The sequence below is a fragment of the Bacillus sp. CHD6a genome (assembly GCF_001293645.1).
Lineage (GTDB): Bacteria > Bacillota > Bacilli > Bacillales > Bacillaceae_I > Sutcliffiella_A.
Map to the genome: position 1 here is coordinate 15,736 of NZ_LBMD01000023.1, position 17,785 is coordinate 33,520.

24 protein-coding genes are annotated in these 17,785 nt (G+C 39.9%); 4 read left to right on the forward strand and 20 right to left on the reverse strand.

Annotated features, from left to right (window positions below):
* Positions 1–15: 15 nt before the first annotated feature.
* From AAV98_RS20345 to AAV98_RS15285, 11 genes are all read right to left on the reverse strand, one after another.
* Positions 16–162 (reverse strand): hypothetical protein, encoded by a 147-nt coding sequence (locus AAV98_RS20345; protein ID WP_156317806.1) that lies wholly within the window; start codon positions 160–162, stop codon positions 16–18.
* Positions 163–304: 142 nt separating this feature from the next.
* Positions 305–2,236: an endonuclease MutS2 gene (locus tag AAV98_RS15245; protein WP_060666410.1), complete on the reverse strand. Its 1,932-nt coding sequence runs from the start codon at positions 2,234–2,236 to the stop codon at positions 305–307.
* 411 nt (positions 2,237–2,647) lie between these two features.
* Complete coding sequence (locus AAV98_RS15250) at positions 2,648–3,319, reverse strand: DUF421 domain-containing protein (protein ID WP_060666411.1); 672 nt, start codon at positions 3,317–3,319, stop codon at positions 2,648–2,650.
* A gap of 63 nt (positions 3,320–3,382) precedes the next feature.
* Positions 3,383–3,856, reverse strand: a complete 474-nt coding sequence (locus AAV98_RS15255; protein ID WP_231687753.1) for an NUDIX hydrolase — start codon at positions 3,854–3,856, stop codon at positions 3,383–3,385.
* Between the two features lie 11 nt (positions 3,857–3,867).
* Positions 3,868–4,338 carry a GNAT family N-acetyltransferase gene (locus tag AAV98_RS15260; protein ID WP_060666412.1) on the reverse strand — a complete coding sequence of 157 codons (471 nt, stop codon included), beginning with the start codon at positions 4,336–4,338 and terminating at the stop codon, positions 3,868–3,870.
* Entirely contained in the window at positions 4,335–4,466 is a 132-nt protein-coding gene (locus AAV98_RS20840; protein WP_269433475.1) for a hypothetical protein, read from the reverse strand. Before AAV98_RS20840 ends, AAV98_RS15260 begins: the two co-directional genes overlap by 4 nt.
* Positions 4,459–5,079 carry a signal peptidase I gene (gene lepB / locus AAV98_RS15265; protein ID WP_060666413.1) on the reverse strand — a complete coding sequence of 207 codons (621 nt, stop codon included), beginning with the start codon at positions 5,077–5,079 and terminating at the stop codon, positions 4,459–4,461. Before lepB ends, AAV98_RS20840 begins: the two co-directional genes overlap by 8 nt.
* An 81-nt stretch (positions 5,080–5,160) precedes the next feature.
* Positions 5,161–5,826: an HAD hydrolase-like protein gene (locus AAV98_RS15270; RefSeq protein ID WP_060666414.1), complete on the reverse strand. Its 666-nt coding sequence runs from the start codon at positions 5,824–5,826 to the stop codon at positions 5,161–5,163.
* A gap of 26 nt (positions 5,827–5,852) precedes the next feature.
* Positions 5,853–6,206, reverse strand: a complete 354-nt coding sequence (locus AAV98_RS15275) for a cupin domain-containing protein (protein WP_060666415.1) — start codon at positions 6,204–6,206, stop codon at positions 5,853–5,855.
* A gap of 391 nt (positions 6,207–6,597) precedes the next feature.
* Positions 6,598–6,846 (reverse strand): DUF2552 family protein, encoded by a 249-nt coding sequence (locus AAV98_RS15280; protein WP_060666416.1) that lies wholly within the window; start codon positions 6,844–6,846, stop codon positions 6,598–6,600.
* Positions 6,843–7,178, reverse strand: a complete 336-nt coding sequence (locus AAV98_RS15285) for an iron-sulfur cluster biosynthesis family protein (protein WP_060666417.1) — start codon at positions 7,176–7,178, stop codon at positions 6,843–6,845. The genes AAV98_RS15280 and AAV98_RS15285 overlap by 4 nt, the downstream gene beginning before the upstream one ends.
* A 166-nt stretch (positions 7,179–7,344) precedes the next feature.
* Between AAV98_RS15285 and AAV98_RS15290 the strand changes: the two genes are divergently transcribed.
* On the forward strand, positions 7,345–7,557 hold the full coding sequence (locus AAV98_RS15290; RefSeq protein WP_010194231.1) for a CDGSH iron-sulfur domain-containing protein: 213 nt from the start codon (positions 7,345–7,347) through the stop codon (positions 7,555–7,557).
* A gap of 59 nt (positions 7,558–7,616) precedes the next feature.
* Here AAV98_RS15290 and AAV98_RS15295 read toward each other — a convergent pair whose 3' ends face one another.
* The 7 genes from AAV98_RS15295 to AAV98_RS15325 form a co-directional block, all read right to left on the reverse strand.
* Positions 7,617–8,948: an MATE family efflux transporter gene (locus tag AAV98_RS15295; RefSeq protein WP_060666418.1), complete on the reverse strand. Its 1,332-nt coding sequence runs from the start codon at positions 8,946–8,948 to the stop codon at positions 7,617–7,619.
* A 22-nt stretch (positions 8,949–8,970) separates the two neighbouring features.
* Complete coding sequence (locus AAV98_RS15300) at positions 8,971–9,741, reverse strand: ABC transporter ATP-binding protein (protein WP_060666419.1); 771 nt, start codon at positions 9,739–9,741, stop codon at positions 8,971–8,973.
* Positions 9,738–10,565, reverse strand: coding sequence for an ABC transporter ATP-binding protein (locus AAV98_RS15305; protein WP_060666420.1), 828 nt, complete (start codon positions 10,563–10,565; stop codon positions 9,738–9,740). The genes AAV98_RS15300 and AAV98_RS15305 overlap by 4 nt, the downstream gene beginning before the upstream one ends.
* Positions 10,562–11,416, reverse strand: a complete 855-nt coding sequence (nikC, locus tag AAV98_RS15310; RefSeq protein WP_060666421.1) for a nickel transporter permease — start codon at positions 11,414–11,416, stop codon at positions 10,562–10,564. The genes AAV98_RS15305 and nikC overlap by 4 nt, the downstream gene beginning before the upstream one ends.
* Positions 11,416–12,366: a nickel ABC transporter permease gene (gene nikB / locus AAV98_RS15315; protein WP_082380921.1), complete on the reverse strand. Its 951-nt coding sequence runs from the start codon at positions 12,364–12,366 to the stop codon at positions 11,416–11,418. The genes nikC and nikB overlap by 1 nt, the downstream gene beginning before the upstream one ends.
* 64 nt (positions 12,367–12,430) lie before the next feature.
* Positions 12,431–13,960 carry a nickel ABC transporter substrate-binding protein gene (gene nikA / locus AAV98_RS15320; RefSeq protein ID WP_060666422.1) on the reverse strand — a complete coding sequence of 510 codons (1,530 nt, stop codon included), beginning with the start codon at positions 13,958–13,960 and terminating at the stop codon, positions 12,431–12,433.
* Positions 13,961–14,451: 491 nt separating this feature from the next.
* On the reverse strand, positions 14,452–15,069 hold the full coding sequence (locus AAV98_RS15325) for an HAD family hydrolase (RefSeq protein ID WP_060666423.1): 618 nt from the start codon (positions 15,067–15,069) through the stop codon (positions 14,452–14,454).
* Positions 15,070–15,189: 120 nt separating this feature from the next.
* Between AAV98_RS15325 and AAV98_RS15330 the strand changes: the two genes are divergently transcribed.
* Together AAV98_RS15330 and AAV98_RS15335 are read left to right on the forward strand one after the other, a co-directional pair.
* Positions 15,190–15,681 (forward strand): hypothetical protein, encoded by a 492-nt coding sequence (locus tag AAV98_RS15330; protein ID WP_060666424.1) that lies wholly within the window; start codon positions 15,190–15,192, stop codon positions 15,679–15,681.
* Positions 15,682–15,740: 59 nt separating this feature from the next.
* Complete coding sequence (locus AAV98_RS15335; RefSeq protein WP_231687754.1) at positions 15,741–16,004, forward strand: PH domain-containing protein; 264 nt, start codon at positions 15,741–15,743, stop codon at positions 16,002–16,004.
* 31 nt (positions 16,005–16,035) lie between these two features.
* On the opposite strand, the gene AAV98_RS15340 is transcribed toward AAV98_RS15335, so the two are convergent.
* Positions 16,036–16,863: an SPL family radical SAM protein gene (locus AAV98_RS15340; RefSeq protein WP_060666426.1), complete on the reverse strand. Its 828-nt coding sequence runs from the start codon at positions 16,861–16,863 to the stop codon at positions 16,036–16,038.
* Positions 16,864–16,964: 101 nt separating this feature from the next.
* On the opposite strand from AAV98_RS15340, the gene AAV98_RS15345 reads away from it, so the two are divergent.
* Positions 16,965–17,204, forward strand: a complete 240-nt coding sequence (locus AAV98_RS15345) for an HPr family phosphocarrier protein (RefSeq protein WP_010194213.1) — start codon at positions 16,965–16,967, stop codon at positions 17,202–17,204.
* A gap of 255 nt (positions 17,205–17,459) precedes the next feature.
* Here the strand turns inward: AAV98_RS15345 and AAV98_RS15350 are convergent, their stop codons facing one another.
* The gene (locus AAV98_RS15350) at positions 17,460–17,783 is read right to left on the reverse strand and encodes a YolD-like family protein (RefSeq protein ID WP_010194209.1); all 324 of its coding nucleotides are present in this window, start codon (positions 17,781–17,783) and stop codon (positions 17,460–17,462) included.
* Positions 17,784–17,785 lie beyond the last annotated feature (2 nt).

Sequence of the window (17,785 nt, forward strand, 5' to 3'; positions counted from 1 at the left end):
TATCATTCACTGAACCTATTCTTCGTTTGTTTCCCCAGTATTCGTTTCATTTTGTTCCATGTTCGTTTCGTTGTTGTTCATTTCTTCATTCTCTGCAGCGCATCCAGTGGCAAGAGCTAATAATAATACGGAAGATGATAAAGCCTGTAACATTTTTTTCATGATTGAACTTCCTCCTTGAGCTATGCTTGTTTTAGTGGACTACAAGGGTAATCATACAAGAAATCCGAACAAAAAGAAGCTATTTTACCAATAATTCACATCAATTAAACAATGTTTACGTACGCTTTACATCCCCTAAATATCAGTCGTCTGACTCCTCTAAGATAACCTCATCTATATGGCGTTTCTTCATTTTATTACGAAGCTTACGGTTTTCTTTTGATTCAAAGACGATATCCATATCATAGTCTTCCGTATATAAATCTTCCGCTTTAATGTAGAGGGAAAGTCGCTTATGGTTATATGTTTCCAGACGTCCTTTTACCATCACTTGCACATCTCCCTTTTCATTAGCAGCATTATAAACGATACCAAACTCATTGATTGAAGGAATCTTAACATTGTCCCCCTTCTTAAAAATAATATCTTGTTTTGCTTTTTCTCGTTCTGGATGTTTCATTTTTCTCACATACTTCTGATTCATCGCTAGTTGTCTGTCGAGCTCATGCCTTGGTTTATCCGATTTATCTGTGTAATCTTTTGTTTCTTTATAGGTAATTTCATGTGCCCGTTCGATTAACTTAGGATGCATGCCAAGGCGTAAAGCAATAGCAAAGGCTTGACTATCTCCACCTTTTCCGACAATAAGACGATAAGTCGGCTTAAGGGTATCCACATTGAATTCCATGGAGCCATTACAGAAGCCTTCCTGATCATTGGCAAATTCCTTAATTTCACTATAGTGGGTGGTGGCCAACATCGTTGTTCCTTTATTATATAGCTCTTCTAAAATAGAAGTTGCAAGTCCCATCCCTTCTGCCGGGTCTGTTCCTGAACCAAGTTCGTCTAACAGCACCAATGTCTGCGGTGTAGACTCAGCTAAAATTCCAATAATGTTTTTCACTCTAGATGAAAAAGTACTTAAAGACTGTTCAATACTTTGTCCGTCTCCTATATCAACCAAAACCTTATGGAAGATTGCTATTTCGCTGCCTTTTTCAGCAGGAATGTGCATGCCACATTGGGCCATCAGCGTTAGAAGTCCAACCGTTTTAATCGTGACTGTTTTTCCTCCGGTATTAGGACCTGTAATGACAAGCGCATCGTAATCTTCACCGATAACCAAATTTAAAGGCACTGCATTTTTTCCAAGTAACGGATGTCTAGCACCTTCCAATCGTATTACATGGTGTTCATTTATCTGCGGTGCTGTGCCATTTAATAATAAGCTGTGCTTTGCCTTGGCAAAAATCACATCATAGCTGACCATCAAATCCATCGCCAATTTGATTTCTTTTTCATGCTCCTGGACTAAACCAGTAAGAGTAAACAGTATTTGCTCCTCCTCTGCTTCCTCTTGAAACTTCAACATACTGATGGAGTCCTGAATAATGCTGATTTCTTCTGGCTCCATGTACACAGTGGATCCGGAAGCAGAAACATCCAGAACCGAACCCTTAATATTATTTTTGTATTCTTTTTTGACTGGAATGACATATCTACCGTTTCTGGTACTAACAAGGTTTTCCTGAAGATACTTACTGTACTTTGTCGATTTTACTAGCTGCTCGATACGATTCTTGATGCGCTCCTCCAAGGTAGATATCTGCTTTCTTACTTTTAGCAGTTCCTTGCTTGCGTAATCGTCCACCCTTCCATTTCTTATGCAACGGATTATTTCTTCCATTACATGTGAAAGCTCCGATACAGAGTAAATATAGCTGGTGATGACTGGTGCTACGTACTCCTTGTCTTTCATAAAACGTTTGAGCTTTTCAATGGTATCTAGAAAATCATGTAGTTCAATCAGCTGGTCTGGTCTGAATGCAATTCCCTTGTGAAGATTTTTCAGGATATAGTCAATGCCTTGCAGGCCGTGAATTGGTACGCTTGAACTAATGGCAAGTATCTTTATTCCTTCTGTCACTTCGTGTAACCATGCTTCAATCTGTCTTTTATTAATGGATGGTTCTAATGCCATGACAGCGTTTTTCCCTGGCTCTGATATTGCAAAAGATGCGACGTCTTTCTTTAAATCTGTAAATTGTAAAGCCTGCATTGTTTCGTTGTTCACTGTATTTTCCTCCTAGTAATTAGTAAGCAGTTTATTGAATGCAGTCACTAAAACCGTGCGAGGAAATGTTAAGAGCAGGGTGAAAAAAATTTAAGCATATAAAAAAACACAAAGAACAACACTCGTCCTTTGCGTTTTGAATGGTAGTTTTAAAATGTAAATGCACGATAAGTAGAAAAATACCTATACTCATGCTGTAACTATCATTTTATGGAGCAGGCGCAAACCCGTGTTCTTAACATTCCGCTATGAGAAAAAAAGCATAGTCAAACAGAGCTCGACATTATCGAACTTTTTCCTCATATCGCACGTATTTGATTACGTTTAGTTAAGAACTACCTTTTCCATAAAACAAACTCCTTCTGTTTGAAGATACTTACATTATAATGGATGCCGTTTTGAAAGTCACGCCTAATTTTGTATGTTATTTCGTTTATTAATGATCAATTTCTTTGTTTTCTCATTAACATAGGCGTAGAGGATATCCTTCACGTCGATTTGTCGGATTGTTAAATGGTCTAGCAGCCACTCTTTGGGTCTGTCCAGCAACTTTAGATTCTTATCTTGAATTTTCCCATCAATGATAACCGAAATTGGTAATCCCTCATCATCAATAGATATTTCAAGATGTTGTACCGTCACAGGGGTGTTTTCAGGCTTTGGAATGATGCTTATCTCCCCAATCGGTTCTAAAATGGCATAGTCAATGTCAGAGATTTTCGGATACCCTTTACTTCTTAGGATGGAAAGAAGCTGTGCGATGGACACCATGGTTTTTTCCATATTATCCTCTACTATTTGTCCGTGCTTAATAAGGATGGTCGGTTCTCCCAGAAAGAAACGATTGCCCCATTGCCAAAGGGTTAGTTTGGAAAATATTATGTGTATGGTAACGAGCACAGCAAGAGCACCGAGCGTAGGTAAGTATTCTGTACTGATTAGCGGTTCTGATGCCACAGTTCCCACAATAATAATGGCTACCAGGTCATAGGGGGTCATCTGTACAATAGTGGACTTCCCCATTAATCTCATGATGGCTATCGTAATTATGTATATCGTCAATATCTTCATTAGCAGAATCATGGTTAACTCCTCATATCTCTTTTAGATATATGATGTCCATAATTATGGATAATATCCTGTGATTCAGTTGGTTACAATCAGATGCCCGGTGGTTTGAGGTATATCCTGTAGCGCTTTTTTCAAGTATTCAGGGTATAATACTACATCTTCTAGCTCAGATATTGGTACCCACTCATAAACCAACCTTTCCCCTTCCATCCCATGAAATGGTCCTTTACTAAGTTCATGTTTATCCTCAGTTGAAACGAGATAGTAAAAGCCTATTTCATGCACTTTCTTTTCACGGTATTCAAAGAAGTTTTCAACGATCCAAACTACCCTTTCAATTTTTACGGATAAACCCAGTTCTTCTTTAAATTCTCGTTGCAGGCTGAGTGGAGATGCTTCATTCATCTCTACTCTTCCACCTGGAAGGGACCAGATTTTGTCTTCGCTTGCTCTGTGAAGGAGGATACGGCCGTCCTGTATCCAGATACCTGCCACTCTGTAGTTGAAAACTGCTTTTTCTGTATGGAAAACGACATCCATTTTATACATCCCACTTTCTCCTACAATATTTTTTTGAATACCACCCGATCCTGCCCAATCCCGTCGTAGTCCTTATGAATGGGAATACCGTTTATCACCTTGTCTCCATCCCTCATTGAAAATCCCATTCTTGTATGAAAATTAATAGAGATGTTATTGACAGGCGATGTTACACAACACACTTCTTTACACCCTTTTTCCTTAACTGCCTGAAAAAAATGTTCATAAAGTGTTTTTCCGATATTTTTCTTACGCGACTTGGGGTTTACCCCCACAAAATGTATGTATGCTTGTCCTGGATTTGATGGAGAAACGAAGCCTATCACAAATCCAATTGTCTCTTTGTTTTCTTCTATTATAAAACTCATGTTTTTAAAATGATGAATGAATAATCGTGGCAGCATGTCTACCATGTCCCTGCCGCCCCACCATGTATTAAGGTTCGTGGATATATGTAGAAAGTCTTCGTCTTTTATGTTTCTTAATTTCATTCGGTTGACCCTTCCACGCGTTTTTCTACCTCACCTTGAATGTAATCTCTTATATTCGTTAACTCTTCCTTCTGAGTAAAAGTATCTGTTAAATTGTTAAAGTAGTTTTCCATATTCGTATTATTCAACTGTATCCACCCGATTGAATGGGTAATACCTCAGCACCACTTTTCCCATCACATTTTCTTTTGGAATAGAGCCAATCTCACGGCTGTCCCTGCTGTCATTACGGTTATCCCCCATCACAAAAACATGGCCTTCCGGAACTGTCACTTCCTCAAACGGGTATAGCATTTCTTCTTGTATGTACTCTTCCTCAAGTGCTTCCCCGTTGCGATAAACGGTTCCTCCTCGATATTCCAACTTATCTCCCTCTACACCAATTACTCTTTTAATCCAGTAGTTCTTTCCTTGTGTTTCATTTAACAAAGCGTTTACCAATGGACTTTCTTTAAAATTATCCGTCAAGCTTCTTTGTCGCTCCACCCGACTGTCGATGACAACGATATCATTGTATGTTGGATCAATTCCAACCATGTACCCACTTTTAAAGATTAATACTTTATCACCATCATCCTTGTTGCTCCAGATATCCTCCCCATCCAATGTCGGTTCCATCGAGCTCCCTTTTACGGAAAACGGCTGCACAACCAATGCGCTGACAAGAAACGCGAAAAAGAGGCCGATTACGCAAGCCTTTCCCCAACTGAATAATTCTTTTTTAATTTTTTCGGTTTCCATATAAATCACCCTTGTTTTCTTTAGGATATCACTTTGCCTTGTTCTACGGTTTTATAGGGAAAAGGTTCCAATTTCCGATAATTACCTCACTTCTTTAGCAACTAATACACCTTTCAACTCTTCAAAACTACTAATTACCAAATCGGCTTGTGCAAGTTCTTCTTCTTTCGCAAAGTCAAACCTGCATCCTATTGCCATCAATCCATTTCCTTTTGCGGCCTTTATATCCGATAGTCGGTCCCCAACAACCGCACCGTGTTGAATGGAATATTTTCTCACTATCTCCTCTACAAGCTTTGTTTTGTCCAAAGACTCCATTTGGTCGATACTAAAAACCTCTGTTATCCACTGCGTCAAATTAAACTGTTCCACTATTGCACGAAGATAAGGCGTTTCACCATTGCTTGCTATATAAAGTTCAATATTTTGCTTCTTAAAGTACTCTAGTGTTTCTTGAACTTTTGGATACAGAGCCCCATTGCCATTCTTAATATTATTGATTAACTTTTCATGAAAAATCTGGTTTGCCGCGTTCCTTACTTCAAGTGAATGGGAAGGTAAAAGATTTTCCCATACTACAGGCAGTGGTACTCCCATAATACTTCTATATGTATCAATGGGAGTAGACTTTTCTTTCTCCCAAATATTCATTTCCACTAACAGCTCGAATGTATCATCCAAAGCCAACTCTAGTATTCTATCTGTTTGAAAAAGTGTTCCGTCCATATCAAAGATGATTGCTTGCATTGTTATGCACTCCTTTATCTTGTTGTTTATTTTTCTTGAAGAAGGGAGGGGTCAATTGACTCTGACTCTATAACTATAGCAAGCATCCCGTTCTCACTACCTGATTCATGCCATTCTCCCTCTTCCCACATGACTCCTTCTCCACTTTTTATAGAGATTTTTTCTCTGTCTGTTCCAGTTACCCAGCCTTCCCCTTGAACTACAATGAACAACTGCTGCACGGTTGCCTGATGATATCCCACCACTCCGCCAGCATCTATTTGTATAAATCCCACATTGTTTTCCTGCTTGCTTCTCCATACCTTTATGTAATGTGCCTCTTTGGAATCGAATTGTTTGATTGGAAAACCTACTTCTTTTTCAAATCGGAAAAATTTCATTGTATTCTCCTTTCACCTTATACATTTATAAGCAGCCTCATTTTGTATATCCTTTTCATATTTTTGGCTCCATTCTGAAAATTATAACTGTATATGGGAGGGGTGTAAATAATTGGTTCTATTTTTACCGAGAATATTGGAAATTTCTATCTATTATTTAGTCTTTATTTTCATCAACACCATTTACTGTCCAAAACTCCCTGTTTACTGTCGGTTTGGAGTAGAATACTGTCCAAATTCTAAAAATACGATCCAACGTGCACTATTTACTGTCCAAACTCAACACAATACAAGCCAAACGACATATATCGTCAATTTTCAGCACATATGATAATTCCAACACAAAAAAGCCGAAGAACTAAGTTCCCCGACTTTTTCAACCTCACTTTTATTATCCTAGCACATCCGTGATCCCGTCCATATTTTCCGAGATCCATTCCACTGCCACATCCAGATTCTCAAACTCTTGAACCTCAAATGTCACTTCATCCTGAAGAAGCCATACATCCTTGTCATCATGATTGATACCACCAATAGACCAGTGCAGCAAGCTGTAAGGATGATTATGATTTAAAAATGAAGCCCAAGTTTTCGATTGAGCAACATTTTTCAATGAGTTGATTTTACCCCCAGTGCTCATTTTGCTCCCTCCACTACCAATAAACTCATTCGTGGATTTAGAATCTGGCTCGGACATTTCAACATATAGCAGTTTGCACTTTCTACAAAATCGACTGTCATGTCCTCATCGAAAAACAGAAGCTTTGATTTTTCCATTAATAAAGGACCGATGTTTGTTTCCAGTTCTACATCGTCATCATCTTTTTCTGGTGTGATCCACAGTGCGGAAACTCCGCTAACGACACAACCGCATCCATCTGTATCATATTTTAGCTTCAACCATTTTCCTTCTTGGTTTTCAAGCTTTGCTTTGACTTTTTCTGCTGCTTTTTCTGTAAACGTTACTTTCACGTTTCATGCCTCCAACTGTTCATTATTAGCCTGATTGTACCATATATTGCTCATTAGTATAACTAGAAGGCATTTGGATAGGGCAGGTAGAGGATAAGTTCTTGTTGTCAAAATGGATAATTGTAGGTACGATACTAATATCTTTATCGGAAGGAGGAGATTACCAATGTCAAAAGTAACAATTAAAGTAATGGATAACGGAGGCTTCCGTGTAACAGGTGATGTAGAGTTAGTTGATGCAGAAGGAAACAAGTTTGAGGACAAGCCGGCATTCACTCTGTGCCGTTGCGGACTATCCAAAAAACTTCCTTATTGTGATGCTTCCCATAAAGGGAATTTTGAATCCTGTGTTCGGGCTGCCCAAGTATTGAACGACTGATTTGGCGCAGCCGTAACCAGTAAAGCTTGAAGGGGGGAACACTTCCCCTCTTCATTCCATTATGAAAAGTGGAGACGCTTAAGTTTTGGAAGATAAAGGGACAGGAAGATAGAACGACCGAGACTAAACACTACAAAAGCCAGCCAGATTCCCTGATTTTCATATACAGGGACGAATAACCAGATGAATAGCAAAAATACAAGTAATGCAAGAAAGATAGAATCTCTAATTGACTTCGCGTCTGTAGCCCCTGAAAATATCCCTTCAAGTTGCAAACCCCAAAAGCCGACAAATGGGAATATCACCATCCAAACCAAGTTCGCAATTGCCATACCCTTAACTGAAGTTATACTGGTAAACAACCCGACAACACCATGCCCAAACAACCACATGAAGACCGCCAATGTTACAGCAGTTCCCAGCCCCCAAACCGCAGACAAATTTACAGCTCTTCTAAATAGGTAGGGATCTTTTCCTCCTATAGCTCTGCCCGTCAAAATACTGGACGCATTTGCAAATCCACCAATTAAATAAGCCATTATATAATGAATTTGCAGCAAAATAGCATTGGCGGCAAGGGTTACTTCTCCCAACGCGGCACCAGTGGATGTAAAGATACCGGTCATGATTAACAAACATACTGTTCTTAAAAAAAGATTCCCATTTACTTTTACCATCTTCATCAGAGGTTCTGGATCTAGAATCATCCGCGCCTTTACATTGGTCAACCCTATCCTGTTATGTCTTGCGATGATGAATCCACCAAAGAGAACAGCACTTATTTCAGAGATAAGTGTCGGATAGGCTACTCCAGCAACTCCCAGCCCTAACACCAATACAAAAACAACGCTAAGGACTATATTCATTAAATTCATAACCAATTGAGTAGCAAGAGATAGCCGAACTTTGCCCATTCCGATTAACCAGCCGATAAACACATAACTCATAAGGATAAACGGGGCACCCCAAACCCGAATGGAGAAATAGGTCGAGGCAAAGGAAGATACCGCATCACTCCCTCCTATTACATTTAATGCGATATGTAGGATCGGCTTTTGAAAAATAATGAAAACCAGGCCGAAAATGATGGCGATAAACATAGGCCTAAGTAAAGTTAATATGGTTTCATTGATATTTTTCGAACCGTATGCCTGAGCAGTAAAGCCACTTGTACTTACTCTCAGAAAACCAAGAAGCCAGTACATCGTATTGAAGATGACTGCACCAATTGCCACTCCACCTATGGATGATGGTTCAGACAGCCTTCCAACAACCGCAGTATCGACCGCTCCGATTAAGGGTGTGGTAATTCCCGCAATAATTAGGGGAAGTGCAAGTCCAATATACTCCTTGTTACTAAAGGCTGCTTTCTCTTTTGATACTATTTTCATACTTTCCTTTCCTTTCTGTCCTTTAAAACGTAGCAGCCTTGATCAGCGCCTTCGTGTATGGGTGGCGATTATCTTGATAGAGATCTTTCAAAGGGAACTGGTCTACCACTTGTCCATCTTTTAAGACAATTATCTGGTTGCATAAGAAGGTGACGGCCCTTATGTCATGCGAAATGAAAAGTATCGTCATTTCTGTTTTTTCTTGAAGGTCTTTTAGTAACTCAAGGATTTGTTTTTGGATGGTAACATCAAGGCTTGCGGTAGGTTCATCACAAATTAAAAGCCCCGGTTCTAGACTTAGTGCCCTTGCAATACTGACACGTTGTTTTTGCCCTCCACTCAACTCCCCTGGATATCGCTCCAACAGATGCGCGTCTAGCCCCACCATTTCAAGGAGTGTCGCTGCTAATTCTTTGCGTGATGCCTCTTCTCTATTTAAAAAAGAAGGCTCAACTTCCTTAAAGTTATCCAGCGGTTCCATGATACTTTTCCAAATTGGAAGCTTGGGATTAAGCGTACTATTGGCATCCTGGAACACCATTTGAACTTGTCTGCGGTACTCCCTTAACGCATCTTTCTTTTTGGGCACAATTTGATTCCCATTAAATGTTATGTGGCCCTCCTTATATGGTTGGAGACCTAATAGTACCTTTGCAAGCGTACTCTTGCCACTACCGCTTTCTCCTACAATTCCTACACACTCTCCTTTGTTTACAGCGAGGGACACATTGTCTAGAGCTTTTACCTCTTTGGAATAACGGATGGAGAGATTTTCTATGATTAACTGACTCATATGAACAACACCTTTTCGCTTGTCCTCTTCGACTCGCTTCCCTCTCCTGGTAGAGCCAATAGACAACCGCTTAATTTTTTCGTATACGGGTGCTGATGGTGACAACGAATCTCTTCAGGAGTTCCACTTTCTACTATCTCACCCTGTTCCATCACATATATCCTGTCCGTCCGCTTATATGCTTGGGTAAGGTCATGTGTAATCATTAATACGGCACATCCCGTCTCTTTTCTCATTTTTTCCATATAATCCAATACCCTTTCACCGCTCATAACGTCTAGTGCAGTCGTCACCTCATCGCAAATCAACAACGATGGCTTCAACGCAAGAGCCATCGCTATTGCAGCCCTTTGCACCTGTCCTCCACTTAATTGAAAAGGGTAACTTTTATAAACTCTTTCCGCTTCAAGTCCCATTTCGCCAAGTACATCCAATGCCACAGTTTTGGCTTCTTTTTTTGATAAAGGATTATGTGCTTGTATGGTCTCAACTATTTGTTTTCCTATTCGGATAAAAGGTGTGAAACTTCCTCTATAATCCTGAAAAATGATGGCAATTTCTTTCCCCAACAGCTTACGGTATTCTTGATGCGACAGACCTAATAGATTTCTATTTTTATAGTTAATCTTCCCTGTTACATTCATCTGTCCTGGTAGCAGGTTCAGTATTGCTCTAGCCGTCATGCTTTTCCCACAACCACTTTCCCCTATCAATCCAACCATTTCTCCTTTAGCAATCTGGAGATTTAATCTGCTGATGATTGCCTTAGACTCTTTGTGTTTTTCCACAACTAAGTCTTCAATAGCAAGCAATGGTTCACTCATCGATTATCACTGCCCTTTCTAATGTCAAAGTGATCTTTTAAGCCATCTCCCAATAAATTGCATGTTAAAACGGTTACCATGATAGCAAGACCAGGATAAAGCATTAGGGAAGGTACTGCTTGAAAGTATCCTCGTCCTTCATTCAACATTGCCCCCCATTCTGGAATAGGTGGCTGTGCTCCAAGCCCTATGTAGGATAAGGCAGAAATCATGAGTATCACCTTACCTACGTCAATCGCTGACATTGCAATGATCTCTGACAATACTTGCGGAAAAAGGTGCATGCGAATGGTTTTCCATGTACTAGAATGAGAAATCTTAGACACGAGAATATACTCTTTTTCCTTTTCTGCCATAACCAAACTTCGCACCACTCTTGCATACATAATCCACCGGACTAAAATGATAGCGAGCACAATATTGGTCAGGTTCGGACCCAATATTCCGGCAATAGCTATCGCCAGGATAAAATCGGGAAATGCCAAAATACCATCTATCATTCTCATAAAAACGGCATCTACTTTTCCACCTATGTAACCGGAGAGGAGGCCGATTGGAACACCTATGACAATTGCAAGAACAATTGTTAGTAATCCAAGCCCGATGGTTAACTTGGCTCCATACAAAATTCTTGATAGAACATCTCTGCCCAATTGATCTGTCCCAAGCCAATGAATGGATGAAGCTTCTTTTAGCCTATTACCCATATCAATTTGGAAAGGATCGTAGGGAGCTATTGTACTCCCGAACAAAATAACACTAGCCAGTATGGTCGCAAGAATAGAACCGATCACTAGATTAGGATTGTCAAGAAGACTAGTACTTTTCCATTTTATCGTCATGCTTTTCATCAATTTATCTCCTTTCCGTGCCTAATCTGTGGATCTATAATTAAATAGAGCAAATCAACAACTAAATTGGTCATGACCACCAAGAGACCTACCACGATAATGTATCCTTGTATTAGTGGATAATCCCGTTGCATCACTGCTTGAACAATCATTTCTCCCATACCTGGCCAGGAGAATAGTATCTCAATTACCGTGATCCCTCCGAGAAGACTGCCGATACTTAACCCAAACATAGTGACTAGCGGAACAAGACTACCTCTTAATGCATGAACCAAAAGGCTTCTCCCCTTACCCAATCCCCGAGCATAAGCTGACTCGATATATGCACTTTGCAAGGTAGAGATGAGTCTTTCCCTCAATAATTTTATATATAAAGGCGCCATGGCAATCCCCAGGGTAATGGAAGGCAGAATAAAGTGGGCAAAAGTTCCCTTTCCCATAACAGGCAACAGGTTCCACTTTAATGAAAAGAAGTAGATGAGCAGTAAACCAAGCCAAAAGCTAGGGATAGATGCACCGAGTATGGCAAACCACCTGCTAATATAATCAGGCCACCTTCCTTCATATACCGCCCCTAGCACACCAAGTGGCACAGCAATTACAAATAGGGCGATCAAGCCTCCAATGGACAAAGCGAAAGTTGCGGGGAGTTTATCTAGAATAATATCCAATACTGGCCGTTTGGATAGTATAGATTCTCCTAAATCTAATTGCGCTACGCCCTTTAACCATTGAACATATTGGATGACAATCGGTTTATCAAATCCATATTCCTTCATGACCCTTTCCTTATCCTCTGTGGTGGATATAACATCATCCACTTTCAATAATGCCCTTACCGGGTCCCCCGGGGTTATTTTCATCAGGACAAATGTTGCGAAGGAAAGAATCATAATCATAATTATTAATTGAAGCAGCCTTGAGCCGATAATAGAAACAGCCTGTCGCACTTTTCCACCTACCTTTATGCATGAAGAAAAGTGAAAGCATCTAGGATACTTTCACTTCATCATTTTATTTTACATCCATCTTATTTGTTATAAGGTAATATTCCTCTGATCCTGGCTCCCAATCTTTGACTCTATCATTTACCCCTACGATAATGTGCGGGTGCAAGATGAAGGAATGAGGAACCTCCTTCTTAATGATACTCACAGCTTCTTTCTGCAGTTCTGTTCTCTTTTCTGGATCTGCTGTAGTGTTTAGTTGCTGAGTTAGTTTGTTTAATTCTGGAATATTAATTTGACCAGGGTTTAACGCTCCCTCTGGCAGATAAGCTACATTGAGGAAATAACTTCCATCCCCACGAGGAGCTGTCAGGTTAGAATATGTTACCATATCCCATTCATCCTGTTGCTCCCACAAATAACTATCAATGTTTTCAATGGTGACAATTTCTATATTAACCCCGACAGATGCAGCTTCCCCTTGAAGGTATTGAGCAAGCAAAGGTAGCTCAGGTCTTCCTGGATACGTCGCTAGTTTCAGAGTAAGCAACTTTCCGTCTTTTTCCATCTTTCCGTCCGCGTTCTTTTGATAGCCTGCCTCTTTCAATAGCTCTTCTGCCTTCTCAGGGTCATAACTGCTTGGTTCCGTTTCAGCCGCAAATGCAAAGCTAGGATTAAATGGGCCAGCCGCCTCTGTTGCGTGACCATTCATAATTTCTTCTACTGCCACTGGACGGTTTACTAATAGGTCCAATGCTTTTCTCACATTTACATCCTGCAATGCAGGGTTTGCATTATTATAGAGTAGAAAATGGACACGAAGGCTTGGTACCGACTCCACCCTTAATTTATCGTTGCTTTCAATTGGTTCCAACGACTCGGGCGGAAGATGATAGGCAATATCTGCTTCACCAGATTGTAGCGCGAGCGCCCTAACGTTCCCATCTGAATTAAATTTGATTTTCACTTGCTCCAGTTTTGCTGCTCCATCCCAATAATCCTCATACCTCTCTAAGTTCACTTCCGTTTCTGAAATGAAACTTGCGACCTTAAATGGTCCAGTCGCTATCGGCTGCTCCCCAATGTTCTCAGCATCCGCTTTAATGATGGAGGTATTTGTATGTACTAACTCTGAAAGAAAGGCCGGATATTCCTCTGTGTTAACGAATGTTATCTCCTGACCCTCCGCTTCCATAGACTCAATTTTCAAACTAGAAGAAATGGCTTCATTTGTTTCCAGCACTCGTTCAAAGGAAGCTTTCACCGCTTCTCCATCTACTGGTGATCCATCATGGAAGGTGACATCCTCCCTAATTTTGAATGTCCAGGTTTTCTCATCTTTTTTCTCCCATGTTTCTGCCAACCAAGGTTGAATTTCCAGGTTCTTGTCAATTCTCACCAATGTTTCTGCCACTCCAGCACGGACTCCCATCCAATCCTGATGCGGATCCATTGTTTCGGAAGCAAAACTGAATAGCATCGTTACAGACTTTTCATCGGATTCTTTTGATGTTGTCTTTTCATTTGCATTACTGCAACCTGTCATGATAAATAAAACGATAAAAATGGAATATACCAATGACTTTTTTAAATTCATATTTTTTTCTCCTTTTACCTTTTCAGCCTTAGCAAGACTCGGTTTGATTTTAGTTTCAGGCATTTTCTTTCTGGAAACGCTGTGGATGAGGCAATAATTAATGCACCGCCAACCAGTGAGAGAACACTTAATATCTCTCCCCAACAAACAAATACTATTTCAAACATTGGAATGGTTTTACTCGCAGCTTTTACAAAAGCATTCTTGTTGCTAAGTGTTAAAATGCTGACGCATGGCAAACAGAATCCCTTTGTTCCATACTCCCCTCCAAAAAAAGGCCTTACAAAAAACAATAGAATAGAATGATTACGATTTGAAGACTGAACGGATACAACCTACTCTAAGATCTACCCCCCGCAAAGCGTAACAATTACTATTTGCAGACTTCACTATACACCTCCCGTTTTAAACCGTCAATAACAAATTTAATTTTTGCCTAATAAAAACCTTGAAAGAATGAACATTCTCACAAGGTTTTAATAGGATTTTAACTAAAACATCGTTTGGAGATCTCGGAGTGAATAAATAATATAATCATATTCTTCCACTTCTCCAAATCCATAACTAGCGTAAACAAAAGGAATACCCGCTACCCTTGATGCTTCTTTATCTCCGAGTGTATCCCCCACATAAACAGGACTCTTAAGTTGATTGCGCTCCATGATTAATTTTATATTTTCACCTTTTGAGAGTCCTGTTCTTCCTGGATTTTCATAATCAATAAAATATGTCTCCAATTGATGATATTTATAAAAAGCTTCTATGTATCCATCTTGGCAGTTACTCACAATAAAAAGTTTGTACTTTTGAGATAAGCTCTCTAACACTTCTTCTAATTGTTCGTAGAGCTGACCTCCTTTTTGCTCTAGAAGCACTCTCTCCGCTTCGCAACATTTGTTCGACAATTGAGCACGATACTTTTCTTCCATATCTGGAAAGAGAATCTTTTCTATTTCATGCATTTGCAAACCCATGGTTGCTTTGAAATCATCACCTGTTAACTCTTTTTCGATCTTATCATCATTTTTCAGAATCTCATTCCAAGCTACCAGGACCGTTTCCCGCGAATCCCATAACGTACCGTCTAAATCAAAAATAATGCTGTCCATTTGTTACCCTCCTTTTTTTCTTATTACTATTTTTCTATTGTATCGTATTTTTACATTTTTCTGCGAATAACAGTAACCTTCTTCCAATTTTATCGTCTGTATAGAAAAGGTGGTTATTAAATGAAACACATTTACATTATATGGTTGCCAATTTTATTCTTCATTTCTGCTTGCAGTTACGATGAAAATGTTAGTTCTCCAGTCATGCCTGGTGATTTTGAATTCAGCCTTATATACGGTACCTATGGCAAACAAAAAGTGGATACTTTTAATGATATGATAATTAAAGATCTTGTGATAGACGGCACCATAGAAGCTGAGATACCTTTAACAGTCGAAGAGAAAGAGCTCATTTATAATGAAATGTTAAAAATAAACATAATGGGGGATTTGGATATTGGTAGGGAGCTTCAGTGTGCAATAGAACCTCCTTCATTCACGTCTTGGCACATCCAAATGAACGGGGAGACGAAGGAGTTTTCATATACTAATTTTTGTGAGTATGATGGAGACGCTAAAAATCTGATGAACCTCGAGAACTACATACATAAATTAGTTGCATCCAAGGAGAAGTATCTGGAGCTACCTGATTTAAATGGCGGATATGAATAAAAATAAAACTTCCCTCCTTGTCTTCCGTATTAATTACTAGATAGATTGGAGTGATAGGTATGGAAGTTAAGATTACCAAAAGTGGGGAAGATCTAATCATTAAATGGCAGTTTAGTACTATTAATGTTCCTCTCTCTTCTATTATATTGGTCGAAAATGATCCCACATACAGCGGGACTGATAAACATGCTCTTCGTGTCGGGTTTCCATCAGGTCATACTGACAGAGTAGTGATACATACGAAATCGGATACCTACTTAATTTTCACAAGTAACGGTGGTTTAAGAGACAAAATTCGGTCTTATATTTCATCAAAAGCTTAGGGTCCTTGTCATCCTAAGCTTTTGAATTCCACTATACTTTAGGCGGAAAGAACCCCTCCGGACTTCGGATGACTTGTTCTTCAGGAAATACTGTTCGCATTACCTCGAAAACCTCCTGTTGCACATTTCCTTCCACCCACTTCGCCTTTTCTCCCGTTTCATATTTCTCATATACACCTAAACGAGCGGTTCGCTTGCCTCCACTTCCGTCCCCCGTAAAATCATCCACACATATCCTGTTTACTATCCCTATTAGTTTTAAAGGGAATTCTTCCGAAAATGGCAAGGCCGGTGCAATAGCCACTTGGACTGGTATACCTTCTTTATGCAATGTTTTTAATGCTTTAAGTCTTGCAGGTATTGGCGGAGCTGCCGGTGAGAACCTTTTACGTACCTCTTCTCGATCGGTTTCTATTGTAATGCTTACCATCACGCGGTCTCCCAATCTCTTTAGGAGGTCGATGTCTCTTGTCACCAATGGGCTTCTTGTTTGAACAAAAAGAAAGTCAGGTGGTTCTTCTGTCATTTTTTCTAAAAGGGTCCGGGTAACCTTTTCCTTTTGTTCCACCGGTTGATAAGGATCCGTACTAGATGACATAAAAATGCTGATGGGCTGCTCTTTTTTCCTTAAAAGCCGCATTTCTTTGGCGAGCTTTTCTTTCACATCCTTTTTCACATCCACCCATGTGCCCCATTCTTGTTTGCGGAACAAACCAACCGGGCTTTGTCTCACATAACAATAGGAACAACCGAAGGCACAACCGATATAGGGGTTAAGTGTGTGGGTATAGCCTTTCAGAAAGCCGCTCGCTTTGGTCAAAAGTTTTTGTGGGGTCTTCTCCGTTACTTCCACTCTCATCCTGTTTCTCCCTACTTCCATAATATCAATATTTTTCTCTTGTTGTTTCCATCATTTTCTTTATACTTAAAAGTATTACAATACAAAAGGGGTAGATACATATGGTACTAACAGTTTTAAAACCTATTTTTGCCGAGTCTGCAAGCAATCTAGTGAATACAATCAGTTCTTATTCTGGAACGGTTTTATTTAAAAAGGAGCATTGGGTAGTGGATGCAAAAAGCTTGCTTGGTGTTTTGGCGCTTGCCCTTCAGCCAGGACAGGAAGTGGAAGTTACTTCTGATGAAGGCGAAGAAGTATTTGAGGCGATTTTGGCTCTTGGGTATTTTGAAAAGAAATAATAATGGAGCATCCTTCCTCATTTAGTGGGAAGGATGTTTTTGTTTGGCTATTTTCTAAAAATAATGTTGTTTGCTATAAAATTTGACCGTTCCTTTTCGCAGCAGCCACTTGCTTTCCGCGCCTCCCTCACAACGCTTCAGGGGTCTCAAGTCTACCGCTAACCTTCCGCAGGAGTCGAGTGCCTTCCGCTCCAATTCACTTATCTGTATAAAGCTTCTTGAAAGCAACAAAATTTGTTAAAACAGCCTGTTTTATCAGGAAATATCCAAAATGTCATCTACACATAAACAGCCAGCTTCGCCGAATTTATCCACCACATGCAAGCGCCTCTGGTAGGCATCGAGATGGTGCACCGCTCCTACAAACAGATGGTATCTTCTTTTTTCATAATAGGTAATGGTTACTTCTTTACCCGTTTCCATCGCTTCGCAAAACAGCTCGTTCATTTCTTCGAGCCGCTGTTCATCAATTTCCGGCTTGGTTTGGTATAAATCTTCTTTGGTCCAATCACGCAGCATTTTGACATGCTCCGGCAGCATCATGGACGTCCATTTAATGGTTCCGCGATCTCGTATCATCC